At 58.3% G+C, this 19,675-nt stretch carries 19 protein-coding genes; 9 read left to right on the forward strand and 10 right to left on the reverse strand.

All coding sequences use genetic code 11. The features are described 5' to 3' along the window. The first annotated feature begins 5 nt into the window (after positions 1–5). Together RAE21_RS03330 and RAE21_RS03335 are read left to right on the forward strand one after the other, a co-directional pair. Positions 6–650, forward strand: coding sequence for a VTT domain-containing protein (locus RAE21_RS03330; protein WP_313880136.1), 645 nt, complete (start codon positions 6–8; stop codon positions 648–650). A gap of 12 nt (positions 651–662) precedes the next feature. Beyond that, the gene (locus RAE21_RS03335; protein ID WP_313880137.1) at positions 663–3,590 is read left to right on the forward strand and encodes a putative bifunctional diguanylate cyclase/phosphodiesterase; all 2,928 of its coding nucleotides are present in this window, start codon (positions 663–665) and stop codon (positions 3,588–3,590) included. A 62-nt stretch (positions 3,591–3,652) separates the two neighbouring features. Here RAE21_RS03335 and RAE21_RS03340 read toward each other — a convergent pair whose 3' ends face one another. The 3 genes from RAE21_RS03340 to tsaE all read right to left on the reverse strand — a co-directional run bounded on the left by RAE21_RS03340 (position 3,653) and on the right by tsaE (position 6,472). Then, positions 3,653–4,480 (reverse strand): N-acyl amino acid synthase FeeM domain-containing protein, encoded by an 828-nt coding sequence (locus RAE21_RS03340; protein ID WP_313880138.1) that lies wholly within the window; start codon positions 4,478–4,480, stop codon positions 3,653–3,655. An 82-nt stretch (positions 4,481–4,562) separates the two neighbouring features. After that, complete coding sequence (locus RAE21_RS03345) at positions 4,563–5,957, reverse strand: N-acetylmuramoyl-L-alanine amidase (protein ID WP_313880139.1); 1,395 nt, start codon at positions 5,955–5,957, stop codon at positions 4,563–4,565. Next, the gene (gene tsaE, locus RAE21_RS03350; RefSeq protein ID WP_428983962.1) at positions 5,954–6,472 is read right to left on the reverse strand and encodes a tRNA (adenosine(37)-N6)-threonylcarbamoyltransferase complex ATPase subunit type 1 TsaE; all 519 of its coding nucleotides are present in this window, start codon (positions 6,470–6,472) and stop codon (positions 5,954–5,956) included. Before tsaE ends, RAE21_RS03345 begins: the two co-directional genes overlap by 4 nt. Positions 6,473–6,499: 27 nt before the next feature. Between tsaE and queG the strand changes: the two genes are divergently transcribed. Both queG and RAE21_RS03360 read left to right on the forward strand, forming a co-directional pair. Further along, positions 6,500–7,585: a tRNA epoxyqueuosine(34) reductase QueG gene (gene queG, locus RAE21_RS03355; RefSeq protein WP_313882643.1), complete on the forward strand. Its 1,086-nt coding sequence runs from the start codon at positions 6,500–6,502 to the stop codon at positions 7,583–7,585. An 8-nt stretch (positions 7,586–7,593) separates the two neighbouring features. After that, complete coding sequence (locus tag RAE21_RS03360) at positions 7,594–8,394, forward strand: cysteine hydrolase family protein (RefSeq protein WP_313880140.1); 801 nt, start codon at positions 7,594–7,596, stop codon at positions 8,392–8,394. A gap of 1 nt (position 8,395) precedes the next feature. On the opposite strand, the gene RAE21_RS03365 is transcribed toward RAE21_RS03360, so the two are convergent. After that, positions 8,396–9,397 carry an MBL fold metallo-hydrolase gene (locus RAE21_RS03365; RefSeq protein WP_313880141.1) on the reverse strand — a complete coding sequence of 334 codons (1,002 nt, stop codon included), beginning with the start codon at positions 9,395–9,397 and terminating at the stop codon, positions 8,396–8,398. Between the two features lie 370 nt (positions 9,398–9,767). Between RAE21_RS03365 and RAE21_RS03370 the strand changes: the two genes are divergently transcribed. Continuing rightward, complete coding sequence (locus RAE21_RS03370) at positions 9,768–10,781, forward strand: M14 family zinc carboxypeptidase (RefSeq protein WP_313880142.1); 1,014 nt, start codon at positions 9,768–9,770, stop codon at positions 10,779–10,781. Positions 10,782–10,783: 2 nt separating this feature from the next. Here RAE21_RS03370 and RAE21_RS03375 read toward each other — a convergent pair whose 3' ends face one another. Next, positions 10,784–11,707, reverse strand: coding sequence for an AEC family transporter (locus RAE21_RS03375; protein ID WP_313880143.1), 924 nt, complete (start codon positions 11,705–11,707; stop codon positions 10,784–10,786). Positions 11,708–11,815: 108 nt separating this feature from the next. On the opposite strand from RAE21_RS03375, the gene RAE21_RS03380 reads away from it, so the two are divergent. After that, a complete protein-coding gene (locus tag RAE21_RS03380; RefSeq protein ID WP_313880144.1) occupies positions 11,816–12,781 on the forward strand; it encodes a tripartite tricarboxylate transporter substrate binding protein BugE in 966 nt (321 codons plus the stop codon). Positions 12,782–12,783: 2 nt separating this feature from the next. Continuing rightward, positions 12,784–13,677: a site-specific tyrosine recombinase XerD gene (gene xerD / locus RAE21_RS03385; protein ID WP_313880145.1), complete on the forward strand. Its 894-nt coding sequence runs from the start codon at positions 12,784–12,786 to the stop codon at positions 13,675–13,677. 34 nt (positions 13,678–13,711) lie between these two features. Here xerD and RAE21_RS03390 read toward each other — a convergent pair whose 3' ends face one another. After that, a complete protein-coding gene (locus tag RAE21_RS03390; RefSeq protein ID WP_313880146.1) occupies positions 13,712–14,962 on the reverse strand; it encodes an EAL and HDOD domain-containing protein in 1,251 nt (416 codons plus the stop codon). Positions 14,963–15,004: 42 nt separating this feature from the next. Continuing rightward, the gene (locus RAE21_RS03395) at positions 15,005–15,853 is read right to left on the reverse strand and encodes a ferritin-like domain-containing protein (RefSeq protein ID WP_313880147.1); all 849 of its coding nucleotides are present in this window, start codon (positions 15,851–15,853) and stop codon (positions 15,005–15,007) included. A gap of 35 nt (positions 15,854–15,888) precedes the next feature. On the opposite strand from RAE21_RS03395, the gene RAE21_RS03400 reads away from it, so the two are divergent. Together RAE21_RS03400 and hslO are read left to right on the forward strand one after the other, a co-directional pair. After that, positions 15,889–16,413, forward strand: a complete 525-nt coding sequence (locus RAE21_RS03400; protein ID WP_313880148.1) for a gamma carbonic anhydrase family protein — start codon at positions 15,889–15,891, stop codon at positions 16,411–16,413. A 43-nt stretch (positions 16,414–16,456) separates the two neighbouring features. Next, positions 16,457–17,446: an Hsp33 family molecular chaperone HslO gene (hslO, locus tag RAE21_RS03405; protein ID WP_313873536.1), complete on the forward strand. Its 990-nt coding sequence runs from the start codon at positions 16,457–16,459 to the stop codon at positions 17,444–17,446. Here hslO and RAE21_RS03410 read toward each other — a convergent pair. From RAE21_RS03410 to eno, 3 genes are read right to left on the reverse strand one after another with little or no spacing between them, the layout of a single operon-like run. Next, complete coding sequence (locus RAE21_RS03410; protein ID WP_313880149.1) at positions 17,443–18,075, reverse strand: ATP-binding protein; 633 nt, start codon at positions 18,073–18,075, stop codon at positions 17,443–17,445. The genes hslO and RAE21_RS03410 overlap by 4 nt on opposite strands. A gap of 11 nt (positions 18,076–18,086) precedes the next feature. Next, a complete protein-coding gene (locus RAE21_RS03415; protein WP_313873534.1) occupies positions 18,087–18,362 on the reverse strand; it encodes a septum formation initiator family protein in 276 nt (91 codons plus the stop codon). A 26-nt stretch (positions 18,363–18,388) separates the two neighbouring features. After that, the gene (eno, locus tag RAE21_RS03420; protein ID WP_296507956.1) at positions 18,389–19,672 is read right to left on the reverse strand and encodes a phosphopyruvate hydratase; all 1,284 of its coding nucleotides are present in this window, start codon (positions 19,670–19,672) and stop codon (positions 18,389–18,391) included. Positions 19,673–19,675: the final 3 nt, after the last annotated feature.

The raw sequence follows: 19,675 nt of genomic DNA on the forward strand, positions 1-19,675 counted from the left end.
CACCTATGGAACTTATTGCTGTACTCATCGACTTCATTCTTCATGTCGACAAGCACCTTGAGGTGTTTGTCCAGACCTACGGGGCTTGGGTGTATGCCCTGCTATTCATGATCATTTTTGTGGAAACTGGCGTAGTGGTCATGCCGTTTTTACCGGGTGACTCTTTGCTCTTTGTAGTGGGCGCCATGTGCGGTGCAGGCTTGATGAGCTACCCGTTGGCCGTTGGACTGCTGCTGGTCGCGGCCGTTTTGGGCGATCAGTGCAACTACAGCATCGGGCGCTATTTCGGGCCCAAGGTCTTTCAGTGGGAGCAGAGCCGGTTTTTCAACAAAGCGGCTTTTGACAAAGCGCACAACTTCTACGAGACCTACGGTGGTTTCACCATCATCGCCGCACGCTTCATGCCGTTTTTGCGCACCTTCGTGCCCTTTGTGGGCGGAGTGGCAGAAATGAACCGCGCCAAATTCACCTTCTTCAATATCGTGGGCGCGGTGCTGTGGGTGGTGGGAATTTGCACCGCAGGTTACTTCTTGGGCAGCATTCCGTGGGTGAAAATGAATTTGGACAAGATTATTTGGGCGATGATATTGATCCCCGGATTGATCGTGATTGTGGGAGCACTCAAGAGCCGAACCAAACGGCCAGCTTAATCATTGACCCCTGTGCAAAAAATTGTTGCAACTTTGCTGGAGCGGCTGACGACCTATGTGTTTCCGGCCATCGCGCTGACGCTCACGCTTGGTTTGTTTGTTTGGGGGAAAGATGGAAGCTCTGTAGAGGAAGGGCGGCTTCTCAATATCAAGGTCTGGGAGCAGACGGACGCAGTCCCGATAGAAAGTCCTGTTCTCCAGATGGACCGCTTGGTCTTCAGGGGGGAGTCAACCTCCATAGACACACGACGTTCCACCGCGCCTTTTTGGTTCGAATTCGTGATTCCTGAAGGCAGTCGCGATCAAGGGACCCTGATTGACTTTCCTTCACGACACTCCATGGGAGTGACATGTTGGGATACTGCGACCGGCCAGCAGCTTGGCAGTAGCGATCACCGGGAGGCGCAGGGCTCCATTGCGGGCAGCCGCGCTGGGTTTTCACTCGAAATAGCGCCAGTAATGCTTCGCGCGGTTGTGCTATGCCGATCGAGCTTCAGAGGTCCTGCAAAAATCTCTGCTCGATCGTGGAGTGCCGATGCTCTGAGCCGCGCTCAGCTCTCGCATCGCAACACGGGGGTAATGATCGAGGCGGCGATCGGTGTGTTGGCCGTTTTCATGCTCCTCACCGCATTCGTTAATTCCAGCGCCCTCTATCTTGCATTTGTTGGCGGATTGGTCCTCAACATGAGGATGGCATCGCTTTCCGTGGGGACCGATTTCTACTTCCTGGGTATGGAGGTTCCGATTGAGTACTTGATCCCCATGCGGCAATGGACGCTTTGCTTGTACTTCGCCAACACGGTGGGTTTGTTCTACGTGTTGTTCAAGCAAGAGCTCAAAACGGTCAAAGTAAAGTGGCCTCTGACATTGCTCTATCTTCAGTCGCTCGCCTTTTTAATATTGGCGCCGGTGGTGCCCTACGAGAGTTTGCTGCCGCCACTATGGGCTGCGACCTTTGCCGGGATCGTGGTGATATCGGCCTATGTTTTCCTGATATTGCGCAAGACGCATTCAAGAGTGGCTGCCTGGTATGGCGCATCCATTTTCTTGACCTTGATCGCAACACTGAACGAGGTCTTTATTGCCGCCACCGGGCAGCGCATTTTTGAGTACGGCCTCAACAGCGTGACCGCAGCGATAGGGTCTGCGCTCCTTGCGTCTGCCGCTGTAGCCGAGCATATGCGGACCCATCGGCTACAAAATTTGCGCGCCCAACGGTTGCTTGAGGCGGCGTACCAAGACTCTCCGATTGGGTTGTTTTCGGTAACCCATGGGACGCATATTTCGAAAACCAATCCTGCGTTTGAGTCGATGGTTGCTGCTCTGGGAGCGGTACGCAAAGCAGATCTTTCAGACTTGTTTGATCGCGAAGTGCAGACACGTATCGCATCTTTGCGATGCGCGAGTGGAGGCGGGGTGCTGGAGTTGCAAACCTGCATTAAGTCCAAGGACCTCGCCGACAGCAAGTGGTTCTCATTGAGAGCATCCACGGCAGACGGAGCCATTGTCGAATGCTCTTTGCAAGATATAACGACCCAAGTCTCAGCTACCGAGCGCCTTGAGTATCTGGCTGGACACGACCCCTTGACCGGTTGTTTGAATCTGCGGGGACTGATTCAAGAGACGGAGCGCATTACTCAGCGCCCATGTGGTTTGGCTTACTTTGACTTGGATCGATTTAAGCTGATCAACGATTTGTACGGGCACAGCGCCGGAGATCAAGTGCTCACCCAAGTGACTGAGCGCATGCGCGGCGTTCTACATCACACAGATGTGCTGGCCCGTATTGGCGGGGATGAGTTTGTGATTGTCTTTTTTGAAGGCACGATCAATACATGCGAGGCGAAATGCAACACGATCGCAACGTTGATAGCAGCGTCTCCCTTTCAGATCGAAACGCAGAGCTTTGAACTGGATATTTCTGCGGGATTGGTGGGCACAGACCAGTTCAAGTCGACTGATTTGAAAGGATTGGTTTCTGCAGCTGACATGTTGTGTCGTATGGCGAAGAAGCGCCCCCGGCAGCACATGGTGGTGATGAAGTCGGATGACCGCTTCTTGCAACAGCATCAAGATGAATTGGATTTGATCAATTGCCTGGAGCGTGGAGAAACCCCCGAGGGTCTATTTCTGGTGATGCAGCCGGAAATTTCTCTCAGTCGGCCTTTTGATTCCTTGAATTTCGAAGTGCTTGTTCGTCTGCGTAAATCCAACGGCGATGTAGTCCCGGCCGGCACGATCATCGAAGCGGCGGAGGCCCATGGCAAGACCGCCATCATTGATCGATGGGTCGTGGGAACGACCGTGCGATGGATCGAGGCGCATGCGCATCAATTGTTGACCACGCGTTTTGTCGGTGTGAATCTGTCGGGTGGCTCACTGAACGACGAAGCTTTTACGCAAGAGCTTTTTGCCTTGTTTGAGCAACATCCTGTGGCGCTCGAAAAGCTCTGTATCGAGATCACTGAAACGGTGGCGATTACCGACATGAGGAAGATGCAACATTTCATCGATCGCGTCCGGGCTATGGGTGGCAAAGTAGCCCTCGATGATTTTGGAGCGGGGTATTCGTCCTTCGGCTATTTGAAGGAGTTGTCCGTAGACTCTTTAAAGCTCGATGGCTCCTTAGTGCGTGATGCAGTGCGCATCCATGCCGGTCAGGCCATCATTGTGGCGATTGGTGGATTGGTTCGGAATCTAGGTATGAAATCGGTCGGAGAGTTCGCGGAGGATCTCCCCACCATCAAAGTTCTTTTTGATGCTGGAATCGACTATGCACAAGGTTACGGGATCAGTAGGCCCGTGTCGCCAGAGGAAATCCTCGCAGCTTCCAGTGGCGCAGATTTCATTCAAGACGAAGCAATCCGGGCCTTCTTTGAGTCGATTCAAGACAACGAATCAGCTTCGATGCCTTTGTTTCGCGATTCGCGCCGTGACTGATCAAAAGCCTGTCACTGCCCCTTGGCTGAATACTCACGCGGCCAGTTGACGGCTTTTAATCTTCATTGACTGAGGCTGTTTGCAGTGCCTGCAACGGTCGCGACATGCGATCTGTGGGAGGGTGGGATCACTTGCGGGTCCGGGCACATCCACAGCTTGTCTGATAAATCTTTGGCGCCGGTGATATCAATATCAGGATGGATTTGCTCAAAGAAAAAGTCCGTGTGTGGCTGCTGCGCCGCTACGTAGATTTCGCGGGCCCGCTCTGGCGCGAGGTACATCACTCGATGCGGTACCCCACCAGTGAAAGTCATGGGGTAAAACACACCTGTTTGCCCCACGTCTGTAAAGAGTAGGCTTTCGTAAATGCGGTTGACCGGCCGCCGCCCCGTTGCCATCATTAAATCTACTTTTTGAGCGAGGCAGTATCGGTGGAAGGCCTTAAACAGCGCAGCCCGGACCAAGGATGATCCTGCGGTCCCCTTGATGCAAAGTCGTGTGGACTCAACCATTCGCTGGCCGCGGAAATCAGCAGACAAACGCAAAGACATTTGCAACGGCAACGGCTCCATCACATTGGAGTGCGTCCGCAAAGTACCCAGAACGGAGCCATCGAGTTTGGAGGTGGCCACAAACACTTCGCACCCGTAGGCAAAGTCGGCGGCTTCAGGCTCTCGCAGTTTGGCGCCCAATTCGGGCAGGTGTTTGCCGTAGGAGGCTGCGCGCAGTTGGATGACGCCATCCAGCTGCGCCTCGGTGGCAATTTCTACCTTGAAGGGCAACAATTCGGTTCGTGCAACCGCTGCTTGAATTCTCTCTACCAGAGCCATAACAACCTCCTTCCAATGAGTGACTGAAAGGTTCAGTCTAGGGTTGCTACCTAGTTCCATCCGGTGAATGAAGCAGGGTTTAGCCCGCTATCTCCGCGCCAAAAACACATAAACCATTAAATTAAATGGTGATTTTTGTGTTTTAGCTGGTAGTGCGGTTGCGTGCGAGGGGCGGGTTTTTGGCGAAGTAGCCTTCAATGCCGCGCATCAAGGCGTCAGCCAGGCGGTTTTGGTATTCGTCGCTATTGAGCTTGATCTCTTCGCTGGGGTTGCTGATGAACGCAGCCTCGACCAGCACACTCGGAATGTCTGGCGCCTTGAGCACCGCAAACGCGGCCTGTTCAACTTTGGGTTTGTGCAGCTTGCCGACCCGTTTGATCTCGCCCAACAGGTTGCCACCGAGTTTCAAGCTGTCATTGATTTGTGCAGTGGTGCTCATGTCGAGCAAGGCGCGCTGCACCGTGGCGTCTTTGGCTTTGACGTTGAGGCCGCCAATCAAATCCGCCTTGTTTTCTTTGGCAGCCATCCACCGCGCAGCGCTGCTCGACGCGCCGCCCTGGCTCAAAGCGAACACGCTGGCTCCCTGCGGGTCCGGGGTGAAAAACGCATCGGCATGGATGCTGATGAACAAGTCTGCCTGCACCCGCCGGGCTTTTTGCACCCGGGTGCTCAGGGGCACAAAGAAGTCGGCATCGCGGGTCAGAAACGCGCGCATTGCGTTGCCGTTGACGCTGGCGGCGTTGATCCGTTCGCGCAGCAGGTGCGCGAGTTTGAGCACGACATCTTTTTCCCGGGTACCGCCGGGGCCGATGGCGCCAGGGTCTTCGCCACCATGCCCGGGGTCCAGGGCAATGATGATCAGCCGGTCGGTCGGGGTGCTGGCCTTTTCCGCAGTTTGGGGGTCTTTTGTGCCTCCAGCGCTCGTGGAGTCTGCGCGGGCAGCTCCTGTTTTGATAGCGTCTACCGGTCGCAGGGTGCCGCTGGCAGCAGTAGCCGGCACAGGCGGGCGCTGGGTGTGCTGGGCAATCAGGGCATCCAAGGGGTCTTGCGCTGCTGCCTTGGTCTGCTGAACGGCCTTGGCCTCGTTGGCACGGTCGGTGATCAGGGCATCGAGCGGATCGACCTCGGCCAGCGGGTACAGGTCCAGCACCAAGCGGTGCTGGTAAGCCGCCACAGGCGCCAGGCTGAACACTTGCGGCCGTATCGGGTGCTTCAAGTCGACCACCAGGCGCACGATGTCCGGGGTGAACTGCCCGACGCGGATGCCCGCGATGTTCGGGTCATCCGCCTTCACCTTGGCGACCAGCTCTTTGAGCGCCGGGTTCAAACTGATGCCCTGGATATCCACCGCCAGCCGTGGCGGGTTGGGCACAAATAGCTGCTTGGCGCTGAGTGCAGAGTCGGACTCGATGGTGACGCGCGAATACTCCGGTGCAGGCCATACCCGCACGGTCATGATGGCGGCACCCTTGGCGAGCTCGGCGGTGCCCAGTGTCAAGACCAGACTGCCGGCTTGCAGCAGGGTGCGGCGCCTCAAGCTCGGGCTCCTTGGGCTGCTTGGATGAGTAGCAGGCCCGCAGGGGTGCCTGCAGTCAGGCGCACCTCGCGGCGGCTGTCATCCAAGGTGTGCAAATGCAGGGTGACATCAGCCACCGGCAGCATGCTGGCCGCCTTGTTTGGCCACTCGGCAAGTTTGAGGCCGGGGCTGGCAAAAATATCGCGGAAACCGGCTTCCTCCCACTCCCGCGGGTCATTGAATCGGTAAAAGTCAAAGTGCCAGATGTTCAGCTCAGGCAACTCGTAGGGCTCCACTACCGCATAGGTCGGGCTTTTGATGCGGCCAGTCACCCCCAGTGCTTGCAGCAGGTGGCGCACCAGGGTGGTTTTACCGGCACCCAAGTCACCGTGCAGTGCAATAAATGCGTTGGCGAGGGATGGCGCGCGGACCCACTGCTGCGCAAAGGCGACGGTGTCGGCTTCATCAGCCCATTCCAAGACGATGCTCGGGGCCGCGCTTTCTACAATCGGGTGGTGACGATCAACAGCACTCAAATCAAGGCTCAATTCGATGGCGACGAAATGGTCGCTCAGATACAGGGCTGGGCCCGGGAACTCGGATTCTCCCAAATTGGCGTGGCCGGTGTGGATTTGTCCTCTGCGGAGGCCGGATTATTAGCATGGTTGTCGCACGGTTTCCACGGTGGCATGGGCTACATGGCGCACCACGGGCTGAAACGCGCCCGTCCTGCCGAATTGGTGCCCGGCACGGTGAGTGTGATTACTGCGCGCATGGACTACCTGCCGCGCGGCACAGAAGACGGCTGGGCCGACGCCGAGCTGGCCCGCTTGCAACGCCCGGGTGAGGGCATTGTGTCGGTCTACGCGCGCGGCCGTGACTATCACAAGGTTTTGCGCAACCGCCTCCAACAATTGGCCGACCGCATGGCGGCCCATATGGGCCCCTTGGGTTACCGGGTGTTCACCGACAGCGCGCCGGTGCTGGAAGCTGAGCTTGCCAGCCGCAGCGGGCAGGGCTGGCGCGGCAAGCACACCTTGCTGCTCAACCGCGAAGCGGGCTCTATGTTTTTTCTAGGCGAGGTGTATTTGGATGTGGCGCTCCCGCCAAGTGCGCCGGTCGAGGCGCACTGTGGCAGTTGCAGCGCCTGTATCAGTGCCTGCCCGACGCAGGCCATCGTGGCTCCCCACCGTTTGGATGCGCGGCGCTGTGTGTCTTACCTGACCATCGAACACGATGGCCCGATTCCGCTCGAGATGCGCCCCCTTATTGGCAACCGCATTTACGGTTGTGACGACTGCCAGGTGGTGTGCCCCTGGAACAAGTTTGCCAAGCGCAGCACTTTGCCCGACTTTGATGCCCGGCACGGCCTCACCGGCAGTGCACTAGCCACGCTGATGGACTGGACCGAAGACACCTTTTTGCGCAACACCGAGGGCAGCCCGATTCGGCGCATCGGCCATGTGCGCTGGCTGCGCAATGTGGCCGTGGCCATGGGCAATGCCTTGCAGGGCAGTGCGCTTTCGACACCTGAGCGCGCGGTGCTGGTCCAGTCCTTACAGCGCCGCATCAGCCACCCAGACCCTCTGGTGCAAGAACATGTCCTCTGGGCGCTTCAGTTACCGGCCTTAACCCCAACACCCTCCTAAGCCTTGTCATGACTACCTACGACCTGCTCATCATCGATCCGCAAAACGACTTTCTAGACATTGCTGGAGCCGCTTTGCCGGTGCCGGGTGCTGGCGCGGACATGCAGCGCCTGGCCGATTGGTTGGTGGCTCACGCCGCCCGGGTACGCAGCATCACCGTCACCTTGGACTCTCACGCCAGCGTGGGCGTTGAGCGCACTACGTTTTGGCTGCAGTCCAACGGCGAGCCGGTCGCGCCGTTCACGGTAATCACCGCCGCAGACCTGGCCCGCGGCCAATTCAAGCCGCGCAATCCGGCGCTGCAGGCCGAGGTGCAGGCCTATCTGCACGCCCTGGAGGCCACCGGTCAACGCCAGCTGGTGGTCTGGCCGGTGCACTGCGTGCTGGGTACCTGGGGCCACAACATTCACGCCGGCTTGAGCGAAGCTTTGGCCGCTTGGGAGCTGGCGACCGGCCAGATGGTGCACAAGGTGCTCAAGGGCCAGAACCCGCTGACCGAGCAGTACAGCGCCTTCAAGGCAGAGGTTCCGCGGGCAGATGACGCATGCACCTTGCTGAATCGGCCTTTGGTCCAGTCACTGTCTGCGCAGGGCGCTACGCTTTTGATAGCGGGTGAAGCCATGAGCCACTGTGTTGCCGCATCGGTGTCCGACTTGATGGCGGTCCTGCCCGTTGAGCGTTTGGCGGAGTTGGTGCTGTTGACCGATTGCATGAGCCCGGTGGCCGGCTTTGAGGCGGCAGCGCAAGATTTTTTAGCCCGCGCCACCGCGGCAGGCCTGCAGGCAACGACGCTCAGCGCCTTGGCTTGACTCAGCGCGGCAGGCCGTCAAATACGTCCATGGGTGTCCAAGCGGCTGGCAAGCGAATGTTGACGCCTTCCGCTGCGCCTCGTTGCTCAAGGAACGCCATGGACGCCTCAAAGTCGTCCAGAGGGCGGGGCATGGGCTGCATGGGTTGTGTGGAGGGAATCCAGAAATCGTCCCAATGGATGGGGATGACCCGGCGGGCACCCACGGTGCGCACGGTTTCATTCCAATAGGCGAGTTTGTGCTCGGCACTGCGCGGGCCCATGGCACCAATTCCGAGCAGCACCACATCGGCGCGCACACCTTGTAGCGCGCCGGGTACAAAGCCTGCGGTGCCTGTGATCAGCAAAGTGCGGCCATCGTGCGCTATGTGCATGGCGTAACTTTGGCCTTCCAGGTAGTCGGTGGCCCGCACCGGAGGCTTTAAGGGCTGCTCAATCACGCCCCCGGTAAAGCCGGTGGGGGTGTGCAACGCAGGGTAGAGCGTGACCGTGAACCGGCCGAAGCGGTAAGGTGTGCCGAGCTGTACCAGCTTCATGCGATCAGGTGGCAGCCCCCAGCCTTGGCCCACCATGAGGGTAGAGCCTGAACCCATCAATAGGGCGCCGGTTTGGCGCGCCACTTCGGGCGCGTCCATGGCATGGTCGTAGTGCGAGTGCAGGGGAATCACAGCGGCCAAGCGACTCGCACTCCCGGTAATGCCGGCGCGTTGCAAGCCCTCGGTGATGGCCTGCACGTCGGGCTCCACCTTGCGCAAGAAAACAGTGAGTTTGTCGGGGCGCGAGAAAAATCCGTCCGTCAACAGAGCCGTCTCGCCGTCGTCCAGCAACACGGTGGCAACGCCCAAAAACCGGACTTTGAGTGGCGCAAGCGGTGCGGGGGCGGTGGGCCAACGTAAAGACTGCAGGCCTTCCATGCCAGGTGGGTGGCTCAGCAGCCAAGCCAGTGTGCCGGCTCCGATTACCAAGCACAGCAACAAGGTGCCGAGGATCCATTTGATACGCATACGCCCAGTCTAGGCGCTACGCGCGGGTCCGGCTATCGGGTGTTGCGCTGCAAAGCCCACCATTCCAACGCGCCTTGTAAAACAGCCATCGTCAGCGCTAACCCTTGGAGGGCCCGGCGACGCATCGCCGGGGTACCGCGCCGCGTCATACCTCGATCAACGCGATGGGGGCTAACCACTCATCGTCGAACAATTCATCCAACAGTCGTTGCAAGCCCAGCAGTTTGAGGATCATGACAGCTCCCGGTTACGTTTTGCTGAAATGAATTTAGGTCTTTTGTGTGACGCTTTGATGGCAGTGTGGTGGACGCGCCGCAGGGCTTTGAAAGCGTGACTTGGGCCGCTAAGCTCGTGAATAACAGGAGACTTTGTGCCATCCACCAACTTGCCCGCGCTGGCAGAACTCGACCGGATATTGCAGCTTGCAGGTGACCGCGTGGAGGTGCGTGTGATGCACCAAGTCGCATCCGAGAGTGGGGCCTTGCCGGTCTATGCGATTGCTATGGGGAACCCGTCCCCCGAGGTGCCCGCCATCGGTTTTTTTGGCGGGGTGCATGGGCTGGAGCGTATTGGTACCGAGGTGGTGCTCGCCTTTCTGGCCAGTTTGGTCCAGCGCATGGCGTGGGACCATACCTTGCACCAGCAATTGCAAACCATGCGTATGGTGTTCATGCCCTTGGTCAATCCGGGGGGCATGTTGCGTGGCACGCGGGCCAACCCCGCAGGTGTAGATCTGATGCGCAATGCCCCGATCGACGCCCTAGAGCCGGTGCCCGCCTGGGTTGGTGGCCAGCGTGTCAGTGCCAAGCTGCCGTGGTACCGCGGTGCACTCTCAGCGCCCATGCAGCCCGAAGCCCAGGCGCTGTGCGATGTCGTGGAGTCGGAGCTGACGCACCGCGCATTCAGCATCTCCATCGACTGCCATTCCGGCTTCGGAGTGCGGGACCGCCTGTGGTTTCCCTATGCGCACACGCGCCAGCCCATCACGCATCTGGCAGAAATGTATGTGCTGCAGCGCATGTACCGGCAGAGTTACAGCCATCACCCCTATGTGTTTGAGCCGCAAAGCCTGCAGTACCTGACCCACGGCGATTTGTGGGACCACTTGCACACCCGGCTGGAAGATCCCGCCCGGCAGGTGTTCCTGCCGCTGACACTCGAGATGGGTTCTTGGCTTTGGATTAAAAAGAATCCCCGGCAACTATTCAGCCGCTATGGGATTTTTAATCCTTTGATCGGACACCGCCAGGAGCGGGTGTTACGGCGCCATATGGCGCTGCTGGATTTCGTCTCGCGGGCCGCCTGCAGCGCGCCGAGCTGGTTGCCCCAAGGCAGCTACCGGCATGCGATGCACGCCGAGGCCTTGCAGCGCTGGTACGAGTAAGGTTACAGCCCGCGCAACACACCTAGCGCAAACGGCAAACTCACTACACCCAGCAGGGTGGAGAGCGTCACCAGGCCCGCCACATAGGCACCGTCATAGCCCATGCGTGCTGCCAACACATAGCAGCTAGAGGCGGTGGGCAAGGCGGAAAACGCCAGCAAAATCGTAGTCTGCGTTGGGTCCAGGCCGAAGAGCTTGGACACTCCCCACGCCATGGCGGGCGTAATGACATGGCGGATGGCCAGCACCGCCACTGCCAAAGTCTTGGCCCGTGCCAAGGCGCCGAATTGCATGCCCGCACCGGCCGCCATCAGGCCCATCGCCAGAGAGGCTGCGCCTAAACGGGTCACCGTGGGCTCCAGCCACACCGGCATTTGAAAGCCCAGCAGGTTACTGATCAGCCCTCCGACCGTCGCAATGATGAGCGGGTTGCGGACCAGCTCACTGAGAAAACTCCGTTGGGCATGCCGCGCCATCGGCCACACAGCCGCCACATTGAACAAAGGCACACAGACCCCGATCAACACCGCAATCAGCTGCAGACCCTGTGGGCCCGCCAAGCGCTCAGCAATTGCCAGGCCGATAAAGGAGTTGAAGCGGAAGGCGATTTGCGCACTCGCGGCGTGGTCCGGGCCGCTGATATGGCGTCGCAACCCGGGCAAGTGGGGCAACACATAAGCCAGGCCGATAGCCGCGATCCCGAGTGCCCAGCCTGCGCCCATCAGCCGCGAGGCGACTTGCAGATCTAGCGGGCTTTTGACGATGGAGTGAAACAACAGAACCGGAAACAGCAGGTAGTACACCAAGGCCTCGACCTTCTCCCACAGAGGGCGGTTGAGCTGGGTGTAGCGGCAGACCAGGTAGCCGAGGAGAATGAGCGAAAAGTCGGGGAAAAGTAGCTGGGCGTAATTCACGCGGGTGAGCATATCAGCAGCCTAATGGTTCCACCGCATAGACCCGCGCCCTTGTGTCGCAGTACCATCGTGGCAGAGCAAACTCGCCGGGTTTGCTTGGCTTCTTTTTATGGAGACTACATGTTGAAACGTCGTTTGATTCTGGCCTGCAGCCTGGTCGCTGCCTCTGGTGTGAGCATGGCCCAGACCTACCCCAATAAATTGATCAAGTTGCAGGTGCCGTTTGCTCCCGGCGGCACAACCGACATCATTGCCCGCATCATCGCCGACCCGCTGGGCAAAGTACTCGGCCAGAGTGTCATTGTGGAAAACAAGGCCGGTGGCGGCGGTGTAGTGGGAGCCAACGAAACCGCCAAATCAACACCCGATGGTTATTCGCTGGGTATTGCCACCGTGTCTACCGTGGCTGCAAACCCTGCCATTAACCCGAAAAACCCCTACAACCCGCTCACCGATTTCTCGCCCATCATCAACATTGCGGCAACGCCCAATGTGATCGCGGTGCACCCCACGTTCCCAGCCAAAGACTACAAAGCGTTTTTGGCTGAGATCAAGAAAAATCCGGGCAAATATTCCTATGCATCCTCGGGCACCGGTGGCATTGGCCACATGCAGACGGAGTTGTTCAAGAGCTTGACCGGCGCTTTCATCACCCACATTCCCTACCGCGGAGCAGGCCCGGCACTGAATGACACCGTGGGAGGGCAAGTGCCCCTGATTTTCGACAATCTGCCATCCGCATTGCCGTTTATCAATTCCAACAAGTTGGTCCCCATTGTGGTGGCTGCGCCCCAGCGCTTGAGCCAGTTGCCCAACGTGCCCACCTTCAAAGAGGTGGGGCTGGAGCCTGTGAACCGCATGGCGTTTTATGGCATCTACGGCCCCAAAGGCCTGCCCAAAGACGTGATCGACAAAATCAATGCTGGCGTGAAAAAAGTGCTAGAGGACCCGGTGGTGCGCAAACGCATTGAGGACACCGGCTCCCTGGTGGTGGGCAATTCACCCGAGCAGTTTGCAGAACAAATCAAAGCGGAGTTTGAGGTCTACAAAAAGGTCGTGGACTCTGCCAAGCTGCGTCTGGATTGATCATGGAGGACACCGCATCGGTGGATGCATTCATCGATGCGTTGTGGCTCGAAGAGGGCCTCTCCAAGAACACCTTGGAGGCCTACCGGCGAGATCTCCGCTTGTTTGCGGCCTCGCTCAAGGGGCGGCCGTTAGTGCAAACCCAAGAGCATGATGTGCAGGCCTATTTTGCGGCCCGGCATGCTGAAACCAAAGCGACTACGGCCAACCGGCGGTTGACTGTTTTCAAGCGCTACTTTCGCTGGGCTTTACGCGAAAAGCATATTGCCCAAGACCCGACCCTCAAGCTGCAGGCTGCCAAGCAGGCTTTGCGGGTTCCCAAAACCCTGAGCGAAGCGCAAGTGGAAGCGCTTTTGAATGCGCCGGACACCGGTGAGGCACTCGGCATCCGGGACAAGACCATGTTGGAGCTGATGTACGCCAGCGGTCTGCGCGTGAGCGAGCTGGTGGCTCTGCGCATGACGCAGCTGGGGCTCAATGAAGGTGTCCTGCGGGTCGTGGGCAAGGGCTCCAAAGAGCGTTTGGTGCCTTTTGGTGAGGTGGCGGGGCTCTGGTTGCAGCGCTACCTGAAAGGGCCGCGCGCAGAGCTTTTGGCCGGACGACAAAGCGAAGATGTGTTTGTGACCGTGCGCGGTGTCAAGGCGGGCAGCGCGATGTCACGCATCATGTTTTGGGGTCTCGTGAAGCGTTATGCGCTGATGGCAGGTATCCGCAGCCCGATGTCACCTCACACCTTGCGGCATGCATTTGCCACCCATTTGCTCAACCATGGGGCGGATCTACGCGCCGTGCAGATGCTTCTGGGCCATGCCGACATCTCCACCACGACCATTTACACCCACGTGGCCCGGGATCGGTTGGCTGCGCTGCACGCCCAGCACCACCCTCGCGGGTAGTGGCACGGGGAGCTTTGGGTGGGCGTGGTCCCGCTCAGGTCTCGCCCAATGTCTCCGCCCACGCCAAGGCTTGCAAATGCGCCCAGTTGATTTGCTTTTCAGTCAGCTGCAAGGCTTGGGCACTCTGGGCAAAGGCCTCGTCATCGCCTGATTCGCAAGCGAGGGTGAGCGTGAGGTAGTGCGCAAGGGGCCCGCTCCGGTGGAGCAAAGCCTGCGTCACACTGTCTGGCAGGGTGAGGTTGGCCAATGCGGTCTCGAGCGGCATACCCAGCATGCTGTCGAGTAAGGAGAAGATACCCACAACAAATGCGTGGTCGCAGTCATCGGCGGGGAGGGCCTCTGCCGCTAGCAATTCCATCAAGCGGCCGCGAACCACCGCGGTGGTTCCGATAGCAGGCGCAGCGCCGCTCAGCGTCGATGTGGTCAGCAACAAGGCAGCCCATTTGAAGAGTCGTTGCAATCCCAGCAGCATGACTGCGTGCTTGAAAGAAGAAACCTCGGTCCGGAGGCCGAACCCTGCAGAGTTGATAAATCGCAGGAGGTTAAAAGACAGGGTTGGGTCACGCTTCAAGACTTCTTCAATCTCTGCGGTACTGGCCTGCTTGCGAACTAGGTTGATCAGTTGCAGGATTGTGGCCTGACCGGGGCGCATGCTATGCCCTTCAACCAGGGTGGCTTGGGAGAACCAGTCGCCCTGAAACAAGCCGACTCCCAGCTCTTTGAGTTGAAGGTACTGCGCTTGGGTCGATACTTTTTCTGCAACGAGATGGGCTTGGGTTTTCGCTTGCGCCAAGCGGATGAAGGAGTTCATGGTCGCGGATTTCAAAACGACCGTGTCGAACTTGATGTAGGCGGCCAAAGGGAGCCAGTCTTCGTAAGGCTGCGTCAACACGGAGTAGTCGAACGCCAGCCGAAAACCGCGCGCGTGCAGGGCTCGCAAGGTCGGGAGTCGCAGCTGGATTTGATCTACTTGGGACAGCGGCACTGCCGGAATTTGCAAAACATAATGCTCCGGCGCAATCAAGTCGACATGGCCTGCCGCGAGGCTGTCGAGTGTGCAATTGACAAACAGGAGGGCATTGCCAACGAGCGTTTCACTCTCGGCCATCGACAGCAAGTTGAACAGCATTTGGGCATCGGATGATGCCGTGTGCGCGCCTTTTTGGACGCTGCGATTGAAAAGTTCATACCCAACCACGGCTTGGTTCTTGTCGACGATGGCTTGCCGGGCAATCGAGATAGAGGCAGCGCCGGGGTTGGCAAAGGCATTTTCGGTGGGGTACATCAAGCAGCCGGAGAGCCGGCACAGAAAATAGTTGATTCGATTCTAGGTGGTGTGTGCTGCGTCGGACGAGGCTATATCGCGCCCAGGTTCGATCCCTGCATCGAGGTCTAGCTTTTGCATTTCTGCAGGGGTAAAGCCTGCTGCTTTGCGGGCTGCGTAATTGAATGGTGGTTTGGGCCGCGGTGCCGCATACCGCACCGCTGCTTGCGCATAAAACGCATCTGCATCCAAATTGTGTTGGGCGCAGAGCCAGTGGTACCAGCGGTTTCCGGTGGCGACGTGGCCCACTTCCTCTGCCAAGATGATGTCCAGAATAGCGCGCGCCTCCAGAGCCGCTGCAGTGCCGACCTTGGCGAGTTTGGATTGAATCAGTGGCGTCGCATCCAGTCCGCGCGCTTCCATGGTGCGCGGCACCAGTGCCATCCGGGCAGCGATGTCAGGGGCGGTGTTGTGGCAGATCGTCCACAGCCCGGTATGTGCGGGAAAGTCGCCATACGCATAGCCCAGTGCCTTCAGGTGTCCGGACAGTAGGGTGAAGTGCTTGGCTTCTTCAGCGGCCACAGTCGCCCAGTCCCGATAGAACGCTTCTGGCATGTGGTCGTAACGCCAAATGCAATCCAAAGCGAGGTTGATGGCATTGAATTCAATGTGCGTGATCGAGTGCATCAACGCTGCATGCCCTGCAGGTGTGAAGGGCGAGCGGCGGGGAACGTCTTTGGGAACCACGAGTTCCGGACGAGGCGGTTGCCCCGGTGCGTCAGGTGGCGCGAAGTAGCGCTTTGCATCCACGACGAATGCCGGATCACCAGACAGCAACTCCAACGCCAGTTGCGCTTTGTGCTCCGGCACACTGGCTTGAAAGGCCTTGAGGGCGTGTTCTCTAAGTTCCATCCTTACAATTCTAGTTTTGCGCTGTGGGGACTCTGATGGCGGTTTATGAACTTGATGGCATCGCGCCTCAGCTTTCTGAGGGTGTTTGGATCGCAGACAGCGCCGAAGTCATGGGCGCTGTTGAAATTGGCGCAGATGCCAATATATGGTTCGGAGCCGTAGTGCGCGGAGACACGGAAACGATCCGCATCGGTGCAGGAACCAATATCCAGGACGCCAGCGTGCTACACGCAGACATGGGTAAGCCTTTGACCATTGGCGACAACGTCACGGTGGGGCATCAAGTCATGTTGCATGGTTGCACCATCGGTGATGGCTCTTTGATCGGTATCGGTGCGGTAGTTCTTAACGGTGCTCGTATCGGCAAAGGCTGTTTGGTGGGGGCAGGTGCTTTGGTGACCGAAGGAAAGGAATTCCCTGACGGCAGCATGATCATCGGCAGTCCTGCCAAAGCCGTGCGGGAGTTGACCGAAGTACAGCAACAAGCGTTGGTGGCCAGTGCCAAGCATTACGTCGAAAACGCGCGACGTTTCAGGTCCAGCCTGAAGAAAATCGCTTAGTTTGTCCGCCCCGCAAGGGGCCTGTTTTTTTTGGAGAAGGTGCATGTCTGAACTGCACAAGTTTTTGTTTGATGGTTTACCGGTTCGGGGTGCCATCGTGCGTCTGACGGACACCTGGCAAGAGATTTTGCGGCGACGCGCTTCCAGCACGGAGCATGGCGCCTACCCGGAGCCCGTGCAAAGCCTGTTAGGTGAGATTACGGCAGCGGCGACCTTGATGCAGTCCAACATCAAGTTTGACGGTGCGCTCGTCCTGCAAATTTTTGGTGATGGCCCGGTCAAGCTGGCGGTCACCGAGATCCAGCCCGATTTCAAGGTTCGCTCGACCGCCACTATTGCGGGAGACATTGCGCCTGACATGCTGTTGAGCCAGATGGTGAATGCGCAAAATGAAGGGCGTTGCGCGATTACCCTGGACCCGACCACCAAGTTCCCTGGTCAACAGCCTTACCAGGGTGTCGTGCCCTTGTTTGATGACAGTGGCAAGCCGCTGGAGCGCATCAGCGAGGTGTTGGAGCACTACATGCTGCAAAGCGAGCAGTTAGATACCACGCTGGTATTGGCCGCCAACGACAAGGTGGCGGCGGGTCTGCTGATCCAGCGCTTGCCGATGCAAGGGGAGGGGAATCTCTCGGGCAGCATGGTGTCCAAAGAGAACGAGGATGAAATCGGTCTGAACGAGCACTACAACCGCATTTCCATCTTGGCCAAGAGCCTGAAAAGTGAAGAGTTGCTGGAGCTGGATGTCGACACGATTCTTCGACGCCTTTTTTGGGAAGAGCCCTTAACCCGGTTTGAACCTTTGGTGGGTGAGACTGCGCCGCGTTTTAGCTGCAATTGCAGTCGCGAGCGCGTGGGCAAAATGATCGTTGGCCTTGGGCGCGAAGAGGCTGCCAGCATTTTGGCGGAACGTAGCGATATCGAAGTCGCTTGCGAGTTCTGCGGTGTGCAGTACCGGTTTGACCCGGTGGATGCTGCTCAGCTGTTCACTGATGCGGTCCAACTGCAGCAGGGGCCTTCCGGCACCCACTAACGGGCTAGCAAAGACCTGAAGAGGCTGTGTTCACAGGCCGCGTCCGAACACTTCTCACATTGGCCAAGCCAACGTGCGTATTGTTCGGCGGCTTGGCGATCGTCTTCCACCTGGTCGGGTAACACGATACGCAAGGCAGCCTTGAGTCGCAAGGAGCCTTTGCCCCACACCATGGAATAGGCAATGTCGTGTTCCTGCAATACCGTTTGCAAGCGCTGATGGACCCGCTGTTGCCCTGCAGGGCTGTCGCGTTGGTAGCCATCTTCCACCCAAGGCAAATCTAAACCCGTGACCAGAACATGCGAGCAGGTGCGCAGGTCCGCGAGAGCTTCGGTGTAAAGGCTCATGTCTTGGAAAAGCACATCGCTATAAATGGCCGTCATCATGGCCGTGGTGTCACAAACCACGGTCATGCCGTGGGGCGCGGCAACACGGCGTGTTTGCTCCATGGCAATGCCGGCTTGTTCGTCGGGGCGGGGAGTTCTTTGGTGCAGATCGCACCATTCGCGCAAATATTCAGAGACAGTAACTGCCTGGGTTCCGGCAGCTTGTAGCGCGAGCGTCAAATCGTGCGCGAGGGTACTTTTGCCGGTCGATTCCGCGCCGAGAATCGCTATTTTCAAGCCCATAGCTATCAAGCTCAGCGGGCAATCTGAACGTAAATCTCGTTCGCCTTCACCATGCCCAATTCAGAGCGTGCTTTTTCTTCGACAATTTCCAGGCCTTCTTTCAGGTCGTGGATTTCAGCTTCGAGACGCTCATTGGCTTGGAGTGCCTGCGCGTTGAGCTGTTTTTGTTCTTCTAGTTGTTTGGACAGTCGGGCGACGTCCGGGATGCTTCCACGACCGAACCACAGCTGACCATGCAGGATCAGCAGCAGTGCAATCAACATGACAGGGACCCAGCGGTTACCCATGGCAGTGGTTCGGTCGATGGAGAGGCTTAACGCAGGTTGTAGAACGCCGCGCGGCCGGGGTACACGGCCACATCACCCAAGTCCTCTTCGATGCGGAGCAACTGGTTGTACTTGGCCATACGGTCGGAACGGCTCAGGGAACCGGTCTTGATCTGGCCGGCGTTGGTGCCCACCGCGATATCAGAGATGGTGGAATCTTCAGTTTCGCCCGAGCGGTGGCTGATGACGGCGGTGTAGCCGGCACGCTTGGCCATTTCGATGGCGGCGAAAGTTTCAGACAAAGTGCCGATCTGGTTGATCTTGATCAGGATCGAGTTGGCTATGCCTTTGTCGATGCCTTCTTTCAGGATCTTGGTGTTGGTCACGAACAAGTCGTCACCCACGATTTGCACCTTGGCACCCAAACGGTCGGTCAATACTTTCCAGCCGTCCCAGTCGCCTTCAGCCATGCCGTCTTCGATGCTGATGATGGGGTACTTGTCGACCCAGGTGGCCAACATGTCGGTCCACTCTTGGGCGGTCAGGCTCAGGCCTTCACCTTCGAGTTCGTATTTGCCGTCTTTGTAGAACTCAGAAGCGGCGCAATCCAAGCCGAGAGCGATTTGCTCGCCTGCGACGTAGCCAGCCTTGTCGATGGCTTGCAGAATCATCTGGATCGCGGCTTCATGGTTTGCCACGTTGGGGGCAAAACCGCCTTCGTCGCCCACTGCCGTGCTGATGCCCTGGTCGTGCAGGATTTTCTTGAGCGCGTGGAACACTTCGGCACCCCAGCGCAGGGCTTCGCGGAAGCTGGGTGCGCCCACGGGGATGATCATCAACTCTTGCAGATCAAGGTTGTTGTTGGCGTGTTCGCCACCGTTCATGACGTTCATCATGGGAACGGGCATTTGCACGCTGCCCATGCCGCCGAAGTAACGGTACAAAGGCAAGCCTGCCTCTTCAGCGGCAGCGCGGGCTACTGCCATGGAGACAGCCAACATCGCGTTGGCGCCCAAGCGGGATTTGTTTTCGGTGCCGTCCAAGTCAATCAATGTCTTGTCCAGAAAGGCTTGTTCGGAAGCGTCGAGGCCCAATACGGCTTCGGAGATTTCAGTGTTGATGTGCTCAACCGCTTTCAACACGCCCTTGCCGAGGTAGCGCTTCTTGTCGCCATCACGCAGCTCAATGGCTTCGCGGGAACCAGTGGATGCGCCGGAGGGCACAGCCGCACGGCCCATGGTGCCGGACTCCAGCAGCACGTCGCATTCAACGGTAGGGTTGCCGCGAGAGTCAAGAATCTCTCGGCCGACGATGTCAACAATTGCGCTCATTAG

The sequence above is a fragment of the Rhodoferax potami genome (genome assembly GCF_032193765.1).
Classification (GTDB): domain Bacteria; phylum Pseudomonadota; class Gammaproteobacteria; order Burkholderiales; family Burkholderiaceae_C; genus Allorhodoferax; species Allorhodoferax potami.